The 16,647-nt window shown below is 40.0% G+C and carries 16 protein-coding genes; 6 read left to right on the top strand and 10 right to left on the bottom strand.

Features of this window, described 5'->3' with window-relative positions:
* Window position 1 precedes the first annotated feature (1 nt).
* From panC to serA, 5 genes are all read right to left on the bottom strand, one after another.
* Window positions 2-853 carry a pantoate--beta-alanine ligase gene (panC, locus tag AC1EU2_RS03865; RefSeq protein WP_480296675.1) on the bottom strand — a complete coding sequence of 284 codons (852 nt, stop codon included), beginning with the start codon at window positions 851-853 and terminating at the stop codon, window positions 2-4.
* Between the two features lie 48 nt (window positions 854-901).
* Window positions 902-1,696 carry a 3-methyl-2-oxobutanoate hydroxymethyltransferase gene (gene panB, locus AC1EU2_RS03860; protein ID WP_480296674.1) on the bottom strand — a complete coding sequence of 265 codons (795 nt, stop codon included), beginning with the start codon at window positions 1,694-1,696 and terminating at the stop codon, window positions 902-904.
* A gap of 47 nt (window positions 1,697-1,743) precedes the next feature.
* On the bottom strand, window positions 1,744-2,241 hold the full coding sequence (folK, locus tag AC1EU2_RS03855) for a 2-amino-4-hydroxy-6-hydroxymethyldihydropteridine diphosphokinase (protein WP_480296672.1): 498 nt from the start codon (window positions 2,239-2,241) through the stop codon (window positions 1,744-1,746).
* Window positions 2,234-3,697, bottom strand: a complete 1,464-nt coding sequence (pcnB, locus tag AC1EU2_RS03850) for a polynucleotide adenylyltransferase PcnB (protein WP_480296669.1) — start codon at window positions 3,695-3,697, stop codon at window positions 2,234-2,236. The genes folK and pcnB overlap by 8 nt, the downstream gene beginning before the upstream one ends.
* A gap of 75 nt (window positions 3,698-3,772) precedes the next feature.
* Entirely contained in the window at window positions 3,773-5,005 is a 1,233-nt protein-coding gene (gene serA / locus AC1EU2_RS03845; protein WP_480296668.1) for a phosphoglycerate dehydrogenase, read from the bottom strand.
* Between the two features lie 183 nt (window positions 5,006-5,188).
* Between serA and AC1EU2_RS03840 the strand changes: the two genes are divergently transcribed.
* Window positions 5,189-5,980: a hypothetical protein gene (locus AC1EU2_RS03840; protein WP_480296667.1), complete on the top strand. Its 792-nt coding sequence runs from the start codon at window positions 5,189-5,191 to the stop codon at window positions 5,978-5,980.
* 389 nt (window positions 5,981-6,369) lie between these two features.
* Here the strand turns inward: AC1EU2_RS03840 and AC1EU2_RS03835 are convergent, their stop codons facing one another.
* From AC1EU2_RS03835 to AC1EU2_RS03815, 5 genes are all read right to left on the bottom strand, one after another.
* A complete protein-coding gene (locus tag AC1EU2_RS03835) occupies window positions 6,370-8,223 on the bottom strand; it encodes an ankyrin repeat domain-containing protein (RefSeq protein ID WP_480296665.1) in 1,854 nt (617 codons plus the stop codon).
* A gap of 137 nt (window positions 8,224-8,360) precedes the next feature.
* Window positions 8,361-9,308, bottom strand: a complete 948-nt coding sequence (locus AC1EU2_RS03830; RefSeq protein WP_480296664.1) for a ribose-phosphate pyrophosphokinase — start codon at window positions 9,306-9,308, stop codon at window positions 8,361-8,363.
* A 67-nt stretch (window positions 9,309-9,375) separates the two neighbouring features.
* Window positions 9,376-10,230: a 4-(cytidine 5'-diphospho)-2-C-methyl-D-erythritol kinase gene (ispE, locus tag AC1EU2_RS03825; protein WP_480296662.1), complete on the bottom strand. Its 855-nt coding sequence runs from the start codon at window positions 10,228-10,230 to the stop codon at window positions 9,376-9,378.
* A gap of 5 nt (window positions 10,231-10,235) precedes the next feature.
* Window positions 10,236-10,841 carry a lipoprotein insertase outer membrane protein LolB gene (gene lolB / locus AC1EU2_RS03820; RefSeq protein WP_480297071.1) on the bottom strand — a complete coding sequence of 202 codons (606 nt, stop codon included), beginning with the start codon at window positions 10,839-10,841 and terminating at the stop codon, window positions 10,236-10,238.
* Between the two features lie 89 nt (window positions 10,842-10,930).
* Complete coding sequence (locus AC1EU2_RS03815; RefSeq protein ID WP_480296661.1) at window positions 10,931-12,100, bottom strand: hypothetical protein; 1,170 nt, start codon at window positions 12,098-12,100, stop codon at window positions 10,931-10,933.
* A 247-nt stretch (window positions 12,101-12,347) separates the two neighbouring features.
* Here AC1EU2_RS03815 and AC1EU2_RS03810 point away from each other — a divergent pair, with 247 nt between their 5' ends.
* The 5 genes from AC1EU2_RS03810 to AC1EU2_RS03790 all read left to right on the top strand — a co-directional run bounded on the left by AC1EU2_RS03810 (window position 12,348) and on the right by AC1EU2_RS03790 (window position 16,647).
* Window positions 12,348-13,214 (top strand): flagellin N-terminal helical domain-containing protein, encoded by an 867-nt coding sequence (locus AC1EU2_RS03810; RefSeq protein ID WP_480296660.1) that lies wholly within the window; start codon window positions 12,348-12,350, stop codon window positions 13,212-13,214.
* Window positions 13,215-13,482: 268 nt separating this feature from the next.
* Complete coding sequence (fliD, locus tag AC1EU2_RS03805; protein ID WP_480296658.1) at window positions 13,483-14,802, top strand: flagellar filament capping protein FliD; 1,320 nt, start codon at window positions 13,483-13,485, stop codon at window positions 14,800-14,802.
* Between the two features lie 5 nt (window positions 14,803-14,807).
* Window positions 14,808-15,188 (top strand): flagellar export chaperone FliS, encoded by a 381-nt coding sequence (fliS, locus tag AC1EU2_RS03800; protein ID WP_480296657.1) that lies wholly within the window; start codon window positions 14,808-14,810, stop codon window positions 15,186-15,188.
* A complete protein-coding gene (locus AC1EU2_RS03795) occupies window positions 15,157-15,480 on the top strand; it encodes a hypothetical protein (RefSeq protein ID WP_480296656.1) in 324 nt (107 codons plus the stop codon). Before fliS ends, AC1EU2_RS03795 begins: the two co-directional genes overlap by 32 nt.
* A gap of 21 nt (window positions 15,481-15,501) precedes the next feature.
* Window positions 15,502-16,647 (top strand): flagellar hook-length control protein FliK, encoded by a 1,146-nt coding sequence (locus AC1EU2_RS03790; RefSeq protein ID WP_480296655.1) that lies wholly within the window; start codon window positions 15,502-15,504, stop codon window positions 16,645-16,647.

Here is a 16,647-nt window from a genome sequence, read left to right as displayed (position 1 = left end):
ATTAAACGGTAAAATACAGATTATCAATTAAACGTGTTGAGCCAAGAAAAGCTGCCACTAAGATGACTAACTCATCATCATTAGACTTAACAGGCTGCATTGTATTTGCATTACGAATAATGATGTAATCGGTGTTGAAGCCAGCTTCAGTCAGAGATTCTATTGCATCATCGAGTACAGTTTTGTGTGTTTCGCCAGCTTGAACACGGGCAATTGAGGCATCTAATACTCGCTTTATTTCGGCAGCTTGGGCTCGCTCATCTTTACTCAAATAGTTATTACGAGAACTCATGGCTAAGCCACTTTTCTCACGATATGTATCGACTCCGATGATGCGGATAGGCAAAGCCAGTTCATCGACCATAGTTTTTATGATGATCAGTTGCTGATAGTCTTTTCGACCAAAACAAGCGATATCAGGCTGAACAATATTAAATAGCTTTAAAACGATTGTTGCGACACCTGTAAAAAAGCCGGGCCGACTTGAGCTTTCGCCACACAGCCCAATTGCATCTTCTGGAACGGTTACCTTAGTATGATTTTCGGAACCATTTGGGTACATTTGCTCAGAAGTCGGCGTGAACACAAGTTCAGTGCCGGCAGTTGATAATTGTTCAAGGTCCGCAGCCAATGTTTTCGGATAAGTGTCTAAATCTTCATGGGCCGCAAATTGCATCGGATTGACAAATATAGACGCAACAACATGATCTGCGTGTTTTAAGCTTTCTGTTACTAAAGAGATGTGCCCTTTATGCAAGTTGCCCATTGTTGGGACAAATGCGACCGTTTCACCTGCTTTTTTCCACTCTCTGACTTGTTGACGAATGGTTGCGATTTCAGAAGTAACTTTCATGTGTGATAACTCTGTAAACATTAAATGATGTGCTTGGTCTTGCACACCTTAATTAAAGGTGTGCTCATCTGCAGGGAAGGTGCCATGAGCAACTTCAGTGATAAAAGCTTTTACTGCTGAACGAACTTCACCCGTTTGTGCCAGATAGTTTTTAGAGAAACGTGGAATGTAGCCACTGCTAATACCTAAAATATCATGCATAACAAGTATCTGACCGTCAGTATCTTTACCTGCTCCAATACCGATGACTGGAATCGTTAAGGCCTCTGTAACGGTTTTAGCTAAATCAGCCGGAATACATTCAAGTACTAATAGCTGAGCACCTGCTTTTTCAATGGCTTTTGCTTCTTCAAGAATACGTTTGGCGTTTTCTTCATCACGACCTTGGATTTTAAAACCGCCAAAAACATTGACTGATTGAGGCGTTAATCCTAAGTGAGCACAAACCGGAATGCCGCGTTCAGTGAGCATCGAAATACTCTCTAATAACCAGTGTCCACCTTCGAGCTTTACCATGCTGGCACCAGCTCGCATAAGCGTCGCTGCGTTTTCCATCGTTTGCTCAGGTGTGGCATAACTCATAAATGGCATATCAGCAATTAACAGAGTTCGCTCAACACTATTACTGACACATTGCACATGGTAAGCAACATCTTCTACAGATACTGGAATCGTATCTTTTTTGCCTTGAATCACCATGCCTAATGAGTCTCCAACTAGGAGCACATCAATGCCTTCTTGATCAAATGCACTCGCAAAGCTTGAATCATAAGCGGTAAGTGCTGAAAACTTTTTTCCTTCCTGCTTAAATTTAAACAGAGTCGAAGTGGTGACTTTTGACATAACAATATTAACCCAATGAAATGGAGAACAAGTTATAAGCGAATTAATCAGTTGCTGCAACGATCTATGTCGAGCTGTTGTAATTCACTTTTCATTTGAACGTTAATTAGACTTGCCACCGTTGTCCCACATGGCAAAGTGAGATTTGGCGCAATATTGTGAAGAGGGATTAACACAAAGCTTCTTTGTTTCATGCCATAGTGAGGAACAATGAGTCGCTCAGACTGTATAACTTGATTGCCATACAGCAGGATGTCTAAATCTAAAGTTCGAGGCCCCCAATGCACTTCCCTGACTCGACCCTGTTGACTCTCAATATCTTGTAGAGCATCTAGTAACTCAATCGGGTTAAGCTTGGTTTCAAAGCTTGCAACGGCATTGACATAATCAGGTTGCTCAACTTCTCCCATTGGCACTGAAGAGTAGTAAGGTGAAACTTTTAGGCTATCCACTGAAGCGAGTTGTGCTAATGCCATGCTCGCATTATCTAACTGCGAGACTGGATCTCGCAGGTTAGCACCTAATGCAACAAATACTTTAGTCATTCTGTTGCGGTTTGGCTTTAGGTTTAGTGCGGCGTTTACGACGCTGACCGTTGCGTTTAGGTTGGCTTCGATTTGCCTTGCGTGCAATTTGTAAACGCTCTTCTTCGTCGGCATTTACAAAAGATTTCCACCAGTTTGCAACCGTCGTAACGTTATCTGACTCGATGGTACCTCGAAGTTGAAGTAAGTCGTATGCCGCTCTGAATTTTGGATGTTCGATAAGCTTAAATGCACGCATGCCTTGGTTCTTTTCGAGGCGAAGCTGCAATTGCCAAATATCTTTGGTAATAGTGCTAAATCGACGCGGAATACCAATAGTACGACATTGCTCTTCCATTACATCAGCCATGGCAGTGACAAAAGCATCGTAAAGTGAAAGCCCGCTTTCAAGTACGATATCTTGCGCTTTTTGTTGTAATGGGTACCACAACATTGCAGCATAGAAGAAAGCAGGCGTAACGGATTTTTCTTGGCGGATACGAACATCAGTATTTTTAAGTGTTTGTTCAACCATTTTCTTCAGGTAGTCGTCGTTATCATCTTGCATCGACTTGGTGATCTGAGGAAATAATGGCTCGAATAAACCGTATTGCTGCATCAAATGATAATTATCAACCGCTTTACCGCTGAAGAACATTTTAAGTACTTCTTCAAACATTCTTGCTGCAGGAATATCTTGTAAAAGAGGCGCTAATGCTTTGATTGGGCGAGAAGTCTCTTTATCAATACTCATGTTGAGCTTGGATGCAAAACGAACGGCTCGAATCATTCGCACTGGATCTTCACGATAGCGAGTTTCAGGGTCACCGATCATACGGATAACGCCGTTATTCAAGTCTCTTAACCCACCGCCATAACTGCGAATTGAAAAGTCACTAATGTCATAATAAAGTGCATTTACGGTGAAATCCCGTCGCTCAGCATCTTCATCTATCGTACCGTAAACGTTGTCTCGGAGAAGACGACCTTCAGAGTTTGACTTGGATATATTGGCATTTTTGTCTGAGTTATGGTGCCCACGGAAGGTTGCGACTTCAATAACATCACGTCCAAAGACAATATGCGCTAAACGAAACCTGCGCCCAACTAAGCGACAGTTTCTAAATAAACGTTTAATTTCTTCAGGTTTAGCATTGGTTACTACATCGAAATCTTTTGGCTTTAAACCTAAAAGAATATCACGCACGCCACCACCTACAAGATAGGCTTTGAAACCTGATTTATGCAGACGATATAAAACTTTTAAAGCATTCTCACTGATCTGACGGCGAGAAATATTATGTTTGTCTCGCGGTACAACTTCGAGTGTTAATCCGGACGAGTTTTCTGAGTTTTGATTCTTCTCTGTAGCAGGGGACTCGTTGAAGAGCTGCTTACAAAACTGACTGATGCGGCGTAAAATAGGGCACCTCAAGCTAAGTGTTAAAAATGTACCAATAAATTTGGCGGCTATCATATAACAAAGTTGAGGTATTGCATAATTGAGTCGAATATTCTGCTCAATTATGAGGAGAATATTCGACTTTGATGACTAATAAAGTACACGAGTACGAATGGTACCTTCAATGTTCTTTAACTCTTCTAATGCTTGGTCGGCTTTACTGGTCTCGACTTCCATAACAACATAACCAATATCACCTTTTGTTTGCAGATGTTGCGCCGAAATATTGATGTGGTGTTCTGCAAACGCTTGGTTAATTTGAATTAATACACCAGGTTTGTTGGTGTGAATATGAAGTAAGCGAGAGTGGTCATCATGTGATGGTAAAGACACTTCTGGAAAGTTAACGGCAGAAAGAGTTGAGCCATTATCAGAATATTTAGCAAGTTTCCCGGCCACTTCAAGTCCAATGTTTTCTTGCGCCTCCATGGTACTCCCACCTACATGTGGTGTAAGTAAAACTTGATCAAGGTTTCTCAGTTCACTCACAAACTCATCATTGTTAGATTTAGGTTCAGTAGGAAAAACGTCAATTGCGGCACCTGAAATTTTCCCCTGTTTAATGGCATTAGCTAACGCTTTAATTTCAACCACAGTACCTCTAGAGGCGTTGATGAGCTTACTTTCGGGTTTCATTAAAGAGAATTCTTCAGCGCCTATCATATTTTTAGTGTTTTTTGTTTCGGGTACATGCAAGCTCACAATATCTGACGTTGAAAGAATTTTTTTCAGACTCTTTATTTGCTTAGCATTACCGAGAGGCAATTTGTCTTCAATATCATAAAACTGGACTTGCATGCCGAGGGTTTCTGCAAGAATACCTAATTGCGTACCAATATGACCATAACCAACGATACCGAGTACTTTCCCACGAACTTCATGGCTGCCAGAGGCGCTTTTAAACCATTCACCACGATGCGCTTTGGCATTTCTTTCAGGAATGCCACGCATTAGCATAATAATTTCGCCTAATACTAGTTCAGCGACACTTCGAGTATTTGAAAACGGTGCGTTGAAAACTGGAATCCCTCGTTTCGCTGCCGCATTAAGGTCAACCTGATTTGTGCCAATACAAAAACAACCTATTGCGATCAACTTTTCGGCACCATTAATGACTTCTTCACTTAACTGCGTTCTTGAGCGCAATCCTACAAAGTGCGCATCTTTGATAGCGGACTTTAATGCTTCACCAGTAAGTGATGATTTATGGTATTCGATATTGTTGTAGCCTGCATTTTCTAATGATTCAACAGCGGACTGGTGAACTCCCTCAAGCAGCAAGATCTTTATCTTATCTTTTTGAAGTGAGTGTTTAGTTGTCATGAGGTACCTCTAGGATATTTAGAATGTTTGCACTGTTTTGTGTTAAGTATCAGTTTTTAAAGTAAAGGTAAAATAATTTCGTTGTATTATTTCAAAATAATACAAGTAATTCGCTATTGACCTTTGAGCTGTTTATAATTTAAGCGGATAATGTTGTTTCTATTACTCATTTAATTTGGAATTATGAAAACGTCTCTTATTGTTATCGGATTGTTTTCAGGGATGATTCATAATGCTTTTGCAAGTCCACATTCGTCTAATTTCTCTCCATTAAAACCTAATCAGTGTGTTGTGCGTAAATTGACAACCCAAGCACAAGTTGATGCATTTTCGGATACCTTTAAAGGTTGCAATGAAATCCTAGGTGGGCTGACGATCAGCGGTAGTTCAATTAAGCATTTAGGGAGTCTAAAAAACATTGTAAAAATTCAAGGTGGACTCAGTATTATTGGAAATCCAAAACTTGAGTTCATCCAAGATTTGGATGGCTTACAAACCGTTGATGGTGACGTTAACATTCAAGGTAATGATGATCTTTCAGATCTATTAAGTCTTAATAATCTACAAAGCATTTCAGGTGATTTAAATATTCAAGATAATAAAATGCTCATTTACTTGGATGCTTTTCAACACCTAACTGAAATTAAAGGGAACTTAAATGTCACTGATGATTTAAGTTTAAGAACGTTAGCTGGATTAGATGCTTTGAACAAAATTGGGAACTCAATAACAATAAATCATAATGATGAATTGCGAGGCACCGATTCCTTGCAACACATTTCATTATTACCGGGCAATTTGGACATTGAGAATAATCAGAATTTGTTTGATCTCGATGGTTTTGTTGGTTTAAAGGAAATCGATGGAAATTTGGATATTGAGAATAATCGATATCTAAAAAGCTATAACGGACTCAAAAATATCACTCATGTTGGTGGTAAGACAATTGAAAAAAATAATGGGTTTGAGTTCTAGTTTTTAATAAAGTGCCTCTGAGCACCTACCCATACTTGACCAAGGATTGAATATACAGATATCTGGAGTTGATAGCTCTTCAATGGCAATTGATGTAGACACTGTAAGTACTTTTTCTGAACAAGTTAGCGAGAAATCGTATTACAAAAGTCATCATTAATGGCATTAAAGGAAGCATATGTTGAATCTTTAAAACCATACAAACCTTTGGCGATATCGAAACAGCCGGCAAATTTTAATTCGAAGTTAGCAGGGGGCAGTGAGTTATTTACACTGTTCGAAAATGATGATTTTAAACCGCCAAAGAACTATGTAGAAGAGGGCGTTACAAATTATAGTAGAGAAACCTGAATGAGTAGCTTTACTGTAGACGCTTACTAACGCAGAGTTTAGGTTGTTACAAGCAACCAATCATCTGTGTTAGCTGGTGTTGCTAGAGGTGAGGTTTCTAAAGGTGGAGGCGTAATATCTAGATAGTCTCCTTCAACTTTTTTAGCTATAGCTTGTTGCAATAACGCTTTGATTAGAGAGTGCTGTCCATTTCGGTGTTTAGAGGCAAAATGCAACGCAGAGCGACCGTCAGCATCCCTCACATCAATGTTTATATCATGTTTAAGTAGTTCTTTAATAAATTCATAATGATCTCCGCTTACTGCAATCATGAGTGGCGTCATTCCGTCATCGTCGGTAGCATTTAAGTGAGTTAGAAGCGAATTTGAGGTTAGATGCATAAAAGAAGGTGTATCGCCAAATTTGGCAATATCAAAAAGAATTGATTCCTCTAGGCCTTTAAGTTGTTCTTTGGTGGTTACTTCCAATAAAAGTCGAAACAGTATTCGATTCTGATTTGTTTGTTTCGCATATTCGAGAGGTTTTATTCCATCTCTATTGGCTACTGAAAGACAGGCTTTATTTTTGAGTAGCAAGTCAACCGTTTCGAGTTCACCATTTGCAATGGCTTGAGTTAATGGAGTATGGCCATTTGGGAAAACCTGGTTGCTGTCAGCATCGTGAGCTAATAATAGTTCCGCATACCGAGAACCTTTGAATATTTGCGAGATAGCGAAAGCTGTCCAACCTTTTTTATTAGGAATATCAATTTTCGCTCCCTTGCTTAATAGTTGTTCCACACACGCTGGAGTGCCAAAACGTATCGCACTGTATAAAGGAGTATCCCCCCATTTATCTTGAATGTTAACGTCGAATTTAGATTGTATAAGTAAATCCATGCATTCAGCATGGTCAAATCGAGCGGCTGTACCCATAGCGGATGAATACTGCTTTTCTATTGTGGCACTTGTTTCTGTGTAGCCCCCTCGTAATAAGGTGTCTACAGTAGCTGTATCATTGTTCCTCACTGCTCTACCTAAAGCGCTAAAGCCATCAGTGAAAACTTGTTTAGGGTCGACGCCACGCTCAATTAAATGTTTTACACAGTCAGTGTTTTTTTCTTCACAGGCAATTTGTAATGGAGTGCGACCAAAATTATCTAGTCCGTTTACATCAGCACCATTTTTAATCATTAACTCCAACATTTCGTATCGGCCATAATAGCAAGCCAAACACAATAATGTTGCGCCTTTTGAATTCGAGATATTTAAATTCATGCCTAAGTCTATCTGTTGTTGCAATAAGTCGATATTATTGGTTCGTACAGCTTTAAAAGCCGATTCAATCACTTCATTTAAGCGGCAATTCATAGCTTGTAATTCGTTTTCTGCATGAACATTTGAAATGCAGAACCTACTTAAACAAAATTCCAAAGTGGATTTTATTTGGGTTTCTTCATTCTCTTTTGATTGTTCTACATGTGTTGAAAAACTGGTTTCAGTAATTCTCACTGTTTGTTTATGCTCGTTTGAATCAGTAAACTCCTGTTTCTTCATGTTTAGATTTGGGTGCATTGGCGGCCTAAAAGCGTCTAGTTCGCTTTCTGTAGCTTCAACGCCTTGATGCAAATGATGATGCGATGATGAGTCAGATTTACTGCTAGTTTTACTTTGACTTCCAAACTTTAGTTCTTGATGTTTGCTGTGAAATTGGATCAATTTGAGTTTAACTCCCCCACCTTCGATGCTAGTAGAGCACAATCTTTGTGTATAAGCCTGACTATTAGGTTCGTAAAATTCAACGACGACATGTTGCTTGTTTTTCGCAATTAGGCTTAGTTGACTTAATGATAGAGTGCTTAAACTGTGAGCTTGGTAAACTTTATTGGGTAAGGCAGATAAAGGCTCTGACATATTGAGAATAAGTAGTGTCGACAGAGAGTTATTTTAACTTTTACAGTATGATATCTATAATTAATTTTTCTTAATAGTAATAAAAAACCCGGTACTTTATCGATACCGGGTTTTCATGTTTAAGCAGAAAACAATGATTAGTGCTTAAACATCGCAGAAATGGATTCTTCATTGCTAACGCGGCGAATAGCTTCAGCAAGAACTGCAGACATTGTTAGCTGAGAAACTTTACTTATTTTTTGCATTTCAGCGCTCAGTGGTACAGTGTCCGTAACGATAACTTCATCAATCACTGACTCTTCAATATTCTTCGGTGCGTTACCTGAGAATACAGGGTGAGTCGCATAAGCAAATACGCGCTTAGCGCCGTGCTCTTTAAGTGCTTCAGCAGCTTTACATAGCGTTCCGCCAGTATCAATCATGTCATCAACGATGATGCAGTCACGACCTTCAACATCACCAATGATGTGCATAACTTGAGAAACGTTAGCTTTAGGACGACGCTTATCGATAATCGCTAAGTCAGAGTCATTCAACAGTTTTGCTACTGCACGAGCGCGAACTACGCCCCCAATGTCAGGAGAAACTACTACTGGGTTTTCAAGCTCTTTTGCAATCATATCTTCAAGTAGAACTGGGCTACCGAATACGTTGTCTACTGGTACGTCAAAGAAACCTTGGATTTGCTCAGCGTGTAAGTCACACGTTAATACGCGGTCAACACCAACACTTGATAAGAAATCAGCAACAACTTTCGCTGTAATCGGTACACGAGCAGAGCGTACACGACGGTCTTGTCGAGCATAACCGAAGTAAGGGATAACCGCAGTAATACGACCTGCTGATGCGCGACGAAGTGCATCAACCATTACAATCAATTCCATCAAATTGTCATTAGTAGGTGCACAAGTTGATTGGATGATGAATACATCAGCTCCACGAACGTTTTCATTGATTTGAACACTGATTTCACCATCACTGAATCTGCCTACTTCGGCATTTCCAAGTGAACAGAATAAACGGTCGGCAATCTTTTTAGCGAGACTAGGAGTGGCATTCCCAGCAAAAAGCTTGATGTCGGGCACGGTATGAACCTCAGGTGTTGGCTTATTGTTTCAGTAGATTTGAACGTGATTTTCAAACCTACCCAAATTAGTTTATTTCAGCTAAGCAATCTAAAACAGGTGAACGATTTAAGCCTTTAGCAACAAATCCACTAAGATCTGCTGGCAGCTTTGCGAACACAGATAGAGCTTGCTGTTCGTTATCGAATTCAGCAAACACGCATGCGCCTGTTCCTGTCATTCGAGACGGCGCATATTCTATCAGCCAGTCTAATGCCTTGGCAACTTGAGGGTATTTGTTTACGACCAAAGGTTGGCAATCATTCTTCCACTCAATTGTGAATAAATTATCAGCATTTACTCGAGGCGTACTTCGATGTAGCTCTGGAGCTGTAAACACTTCTACAGTGGAAACATGCACATCAGGTGTAAGCACGAGGTACCATTTTTCTGGTAATGAAATCGGATTTAAAATTTCACCTATACCCTCAGCGAAAGCAGAAAAACCCCTAATAAAAACAGGTATATCCGCACCAAGTTGAATTCCAATGTAAGCGAGCTCGTCAGTTGACAGGTTCGTTTGCCAAAGCTGGTTTAAGGCTAATAAGGTGGTTGCGGCATCTGATGAGCCTCCACCAATTCCACCGCCCATTGGCAGGTTTTTTTCTAATGTTATATCTGCGCCATATGCAGTTTTTGTTTGTTGTTGTAATAATTTTGCAGCTTTTAGAATTAAGTTATCGCTGGACGCAACAACTTGATTTAATTCGGAGTGAAGATTTAATTGCTCGTCGTTTCGTTTGGTAAACTCTAAGAAGTCTGACTTATCAAGAAACTGAAAAACGGTTTGCAGTTCATGATAGCCATCGGTTCGTCGACCATTAATGTGCAAACATAAATTGAGTTTTGCTGGTGCGGGAAGTTTTAATGTGTGTAATGTCATGTTTTTCACTGTGTTACGGCGAGCGCTTGCCATTCATTGATTTGAACTTTTAAATCAAGTTCAGGTTGTTTGACTTGAAGCAGTCTAGGAACATTTGCGCCACTTTGTTGTTGCCAACTTTTATACGTGAGCGACCATTTTGTTCCATCTAATGAGATTAATGCTGATTTGGGGTTACCATCTGAGTCGAAATTGCTAATGAGCTGTTTTTGATGAATTTGACCCGTGATCCAATAAGGAAATTGATTTACGGGAATAGACCAACCAGTAAGCCTTCGTAAAAGTCGCTGTGCATCAGTGCCTGTGTGAGTTTTACCATCAGCAGTCAAAGTGACGTTGTTTGGTTTAGCATCAAGAGATAGTACCGTTGTACCCAACATTGTGGTAAGAGTGAGTTGATCTCTATTGGGTTCATGAAGCCAAAAAAGATTAGTGCTGACTTTATCTTGTGGGGTTTTAACAAGTAGCTTACCTTTGAGCTCCCAAGCTTGGGCTTGTTTAACATCAGAGACTTGAGTGGGTAATAATGTTGTTTTTGGCAACGAAGTACACGCACCTAACAAAACAATAGTAAGTGCGAGTACAAAATTTTTAATATTCAGAGGCAGCAATTTCAAGGTGTTAGTTCGAAAGTGAGTTTAACTGCAATCATAACTGCTTAGTGCGATAGATCAAAGCCACTTACTTTCGAATACATCAATTACATTAGGTAAGGTACTTCTTTATAATACGCCGCTTGTTTAAATATGGGGTTAATTGAAATCATGCCCATTTTTTCATCGTCTGACGTTTTCGATAAGAAGCCAACTGCTTTTATCAAATCGAAATACTGTTTAGATTTAATAATATCAAAGTTTAGTTTTCCAGCTTGATCGCTGACTTTAACGACCCCAATTTCACTTTTCATTTTTTTTAAGTCAGAAAACGCAATATCAAATTCATCCGGATGGTTTGGTACAGCAAGCAAGGCATAAATATCATTATCGTAATCAGAATTAGGTAAAGGTTTCTGGTTAAGTGTCAGTTTGTAAGTGGTCAACTTTCCTTGAGCAGGAGCCCCTGGAGAGAACACATATCGATTTAAACTAAGTTCCTGTGAACCTTGAGAAAGCGAATGGGTTGCGTTAAATGTGAGTGTGACGGTATTGGTATTTTTATCTGCTTGGTTAATTACAGGTAAGGAGGTATTTAATTGGCCTTCTTTAAAGGCGAAGTCAGGCTTGGCATTATTCTGATAAATATTTCTAATGAAATAAGATTGCCCACTGTAAGGCATAACAATGATCGATTGGTCTGCTCCATTCTTAAAAAATACCGTTTGCCCAGCATAAGTAATATTGTGAGTAGTACTTTCCGCTGTTAATGGTTGACCGTGAGCAAGATCATCATTACGCACAACGATAAGAGCGTGTTGTTGTTTGATTAACGAATGCTGATGATCGGGCAGTTCGCTGACATAATAAACATCATCGTAGTGCTGAACGATGTGTAGCGCTTTCAGTTGGGGATCAAATTGATAAACATAAAGGCTATCACCAACATTCACAGTTGAGCTTTGGTTGACGGCAAGAAATGAAGGTATATCGGTATCAGTATTTTCAATGAAACTTCCCCCTTGGCTAAACGTCATGAGATCTGAATTAGTGACTTTTATCTTGTTATGAGTTTCAGTATTGAGGAGGTACGAGGGGCATTTGGCACCTTGCTCACCGTAATTTCCAATGAAAAGATATTTTCCTGAATCACTCGTTGCGATATTTTGTGTGGCGCAACCTACTTTTTGATAACCATTCAGCATCGAATGAGATTGAGCCAAACATGGAAAAGCAACAATAGAGAAGCACATACACAGAAATGTGGCCTTAATCATAATATATAACCAGTGTGGTGATTTTTAATTAAGGTACATTTAATGAGGTAACATTTCGCTGAATAAAACGTCAATTGTCATTTTACGAGATACACTTTTATAAAACGTTCTATTTTTATTTATTGAAAGTATTAGTTTTTTATCTTTTTCTGATAAAAAATTTTAAATCGACTTTAGTTTGCTTTTTCCATGCCGTCTTTTTGTTGGTGAGACAAGAAAACAAATTCATTACATGGAGGAAGACACTATGTTGTCTGTTCACACTAATTACGCATCTCTAATTGCACAAAATTCAGTAACTAAAAGCAACGACATGTTGACTAACGCCATGGAGCGTCTATCGACTGGTATGCGCATCAACAGCGCTGCTGATGATGCTGCAGGTCTTCAAATTGCAACTCGTCTAAACTCTAACGTTGTGGGTATGCAAACGGCTAGCCGTAACGTGTCTGATGCAACTTCTATGCTACAAACGGCTGATGGCGCTTTAGATGAAGTAACTACAATTGCACTTCGCCAAAAAGAACTAGCACTACAAGCTGCAAACGGTGTGAATTCAGATGCAGATTTAAACGCATTACATGCAGAGTTTAATGAACTTAGAACTGAAATTACTCGTATTATTGGTGATGGCACAACTGCCAACCCTGGCACCCAATATGCTGGTAATGATTTATTTGGTACTTTAGATGGTGGTGTTGACTTTCAAATTGGCTCTTCAAGCACTGAAGTATTGACTGTAACAGCAGCCAGAATTGATTTAGCTGCGATTGATGATGGTACAGGTGGTGGTACAACCGTTAACCTTAGTACTGCAACTCTAACGACTAGCACTGGCGCTAATGATGCTATTGACGTTGTAGATGCATTGTTGAATGAAGTTGGAACTAGACGTTCTACGCTAGGTGCTAATATCAACCGTCTAGGTCACACAGCTTCTAACTTAGCTAACGTGACTCAAAACACTCAAGCTGCTGCTGGCCGTATCATGGATACTGACTTCGCTGTTGAGTCTGCAAACATGACTCGTAACCAGCTTCTAGTTCAAGCTGGTACGAACATTCTGTCTTCTGCGAACCAAAACACTAACTTGGTTATGGGACTATTGCGTTAATCATCAACTCGGATTGCAATCTTTCCTTCTTAGGCGCTATTTGGCGCCTTTTTTTATCCCTAAAGGAAAATAAATTAAGGGGAAAAACCATTTCCTTTTTGTAAGTTAGAGCGGAAGAAGGTTAGCTTGGTTTTAGATGGGATTGACTGTAATTGTTTGTTATTAAATGTTTTATTTTGTTGGCATGACTTTTGATGAGTAAACGATAAGAATAAATTAAATCTGCGCTCATTGATTCGTGTTGCCTTGAATCAAATGGAGGAATGTCATGGTTGCTGGTGCTGGTTTTATACCAACTGAAATATCAAGAAACTTAGTTAATGCTGAGCGTGCCTCAAGAGACCAGCTGTACTCAACGAGCTTTCAGCGTTATCAAACAGAGTTAAATGCTTACAATACGCTGGAAAAAAATTTAAAAAGTTTAGAAGGTAAACTTTCTGCTATTGGAGGTGACAGTTTTACAGCAAAGAAAGTCGATGTTATTGGCGAAGAGCTTACTGCGACTGTTACCAGCAGTGCACCACAAGGCACTTATGATGTGGTGGTGTCGCAATTAGCACAGGCTGAGCAATTAACTCGTACTTTTGGTAGTGAGACAGATATTTTACCAACAACGGGTCTGCTAAATATTCAACTCGGTGCCGATCCTGCAGATGCCATTAGCATTGATTTATCTGTGGTAAATGCTGGTGGTACAGAAACTGTTGCCGATCTTAGAGATATGATCAATCAACATCCTGACAACCCAGGTGTACAAGCCTCAATCGTTCGAACGGGTAGTAACGTCGAGCTGATGATGACCTCAAAAGATACTGGGGCTGAAAACACTATTGCAGTGACCTTAGATGGAACTGATTGGGGAATGACAACTCGTCAGGTAGCTCAAGACGCACAGTTTAGTATTAATGGTGTGGATATCAGCAGTTCCAGCAACTTTGTTGAAAACGTGATTGATGGCATTTCATTGGATATTGATAGTGTTCATGCGGCAGGTGAAAGCACAACTCTAAAAGTTAAAGCAGATACGGATACTGCCAAAGAAGCTGTTGAAGAATTTGTTACTGCTTTTAATGTACTTCAGAATCAAATCGGCTCACTTACTAGTGGGTTAGGTAGCGCAGCCACAGATACTGACTCAGAGTCAGTAGGCGTACTAAATGGTGATGCTTCAGTTCGTGCACTTCAGGGGAGGCTGAAAAATGTCTTGTTCGAAACTGCACCCAATGGCATGCGATTAGCTGATATCGGACTAGAGCTAGATAGATACGGTAAGTTAAGTATTGATAGTGAAAAACTGTCGAATGCATTACGTGATGATGCTGATGCTGTTGAAGCTTTATTTACTGCTGATGATGCCTACATAGACAAACTCGAAGCCGTTTTAGATCCTTTTACCGAATTTAATGGTTTTATTGATACTCGCCAGAACAATCTCAAAGATAGAACTGACCGTGTTGAGAGTGATATGGAACGTTTTAATCAACAAATGGAACAAAGATATCAGCTTTTGTTATCTCAATTTACTGCAGCTGAGGCGGCAATCAACAGGCTAAGTTCATCAAGCTCACTTTTTAGTACAGGAACATAAATTTAATGTTAAACGAGCAAGATCCTTTTAATGCTTATCAACAAATTTCGTTAGACGCCCGTGCGGCGTCTGCGAACCCACATGAAATGGTACGCATGTTGTTAGATGGTTTACTTGAAGAACTCGATCGTACTTCAGGTTACATGGAAAGAAAAAGTTTTGAAGACAAGGGTAAAAGCGTCAATAAATGCCTGAATATTGTCCACGGCTTAGATTCAATGTTGGACATGGAAAACGGCGGTGAAATCGCAGTGAGCCTAAACAACCTATATGACTATTGTAGTCGTCAGCTAGTAACGGCAAGTGTGCAAAACAGTATTGAAGAACTTCAACCCGTTGTGAAGGTAATTACAGATGTCAGAGCCGGTTGGCAAAACCTTAACTAATCAATTTCTGAAATTAGAGCTAGCTTTTAAAAAGTACGGTGTTCAACAAGATATTTCTAAGTTAGAGCAGGTAAATGACTTATTAATCGAGATTGTTGAAAAGTACGGAAAAGGACAATCCGAAGCTGAAAAACAGGCATTTACACGTTTGGGCAAGGCACATAAAAAAGCCATTGAAACGTTAGAGGCAACAAGACAAGAGCTGTCAAACAAAATGCAGCAGTTAAAAGAACAAAAAGAAGGGCTGAATGCCTATCAATTGACTGAATCAAGTCATCAGTTTAATCGATAGCAGTGGTAGGGCAGATCAATAATGGCAATAATAAATACGCTTCAAGTTGGGACAACATCTTCCTCCTCTATTACGGGCAACGGTACCACGAGTCAGTCGGTTGCGGGATTTTCACTGTTAGGTGGAAAGCTTGCTGCCGAGACTACCAGCGCAGAATCTTCACCTCAGAGCGAGTTAGATTCTATCTACGGTGCTCAAGGTGAAGGAGCTCAAGTTCTAGCGACACTTACTGACTCTACCATTCACACTCGTGATAAAAACACCCTAGGAAGTGCGCTAAATACGGCTGGAACTTTCGTTAATCAAGCCAAAGCCCAATCAGAAAAGAACAGCATGAATCACCTTCAGCAACCGAGTGTTGTGGGGGGGGCTTATGATGATGGATATGCTCAAGAAAACACGCTAACACAATCCATTTCTACTGGAGTGAATTCAGTATCGAATTCGCCAAGCAGTGTCGCAAATATTGAAGCCAGTCAGCTCAATCAGACACAACACCAACAAGCACCGTTTTCATTGGGTTTATCAAACAAAGCGTTTTCTCCCTCAGAGTCAAGTGGGATTAAAAGTGACACCATGCTCTCGCAAATGATGCTGCAAGGTGTTTATCGTTCTGCGCCACAACTGGCACAGCAGAACCAATTACAGATACAAAGCGTGGTTTCAGAGCTCAGTAATATTGAAAGTGCGTCATCTCAAGTTTCAAATATTCACACCCAAACATTGGCTTCTGCAAAGTCGAGTCAGTGGGGACCTATTCCCATAAATACAGCTCAGGCGTTACCTCATCAAAGTCAGCAATTAATAGGGCCTCTTCGAGAGCAGGTTCGCTTTCAAATTGATCAAAACGTTAAACAAGCTGAAATTCGACTCGATCCACCAGAACTTGGCAAGCTCGATATGAGCGTGAAATTGGACGGAGATAGATTACAAATTCAGTTAAATGCTGCCACCGCTCAAGTAAGGGATGCGTTGCAAGCAGGAATCGAACGCTTACGAAGCGACTTGGCGTTAGATCATGGTGGCCAAGTAGATGTGAATATCAGCTATGGTGAACATCAATCAGAACAACACCAAGCGGAAGAGGTTCAAATAATTGCGAGTTTTGATGAGGCTGAAAGTGAAATACAGCAAACAGTTTCGTCAGAACTCGACGTCAGAGCATAA

Source organism: Parashewanella sp. 2304DJ23-3 (genome assembly GCF_056591695.1).
Note: the sequence above shows the minus strand (reverse complement) of the source record. Positions and strands in the feature narration are given on the sequence as shown.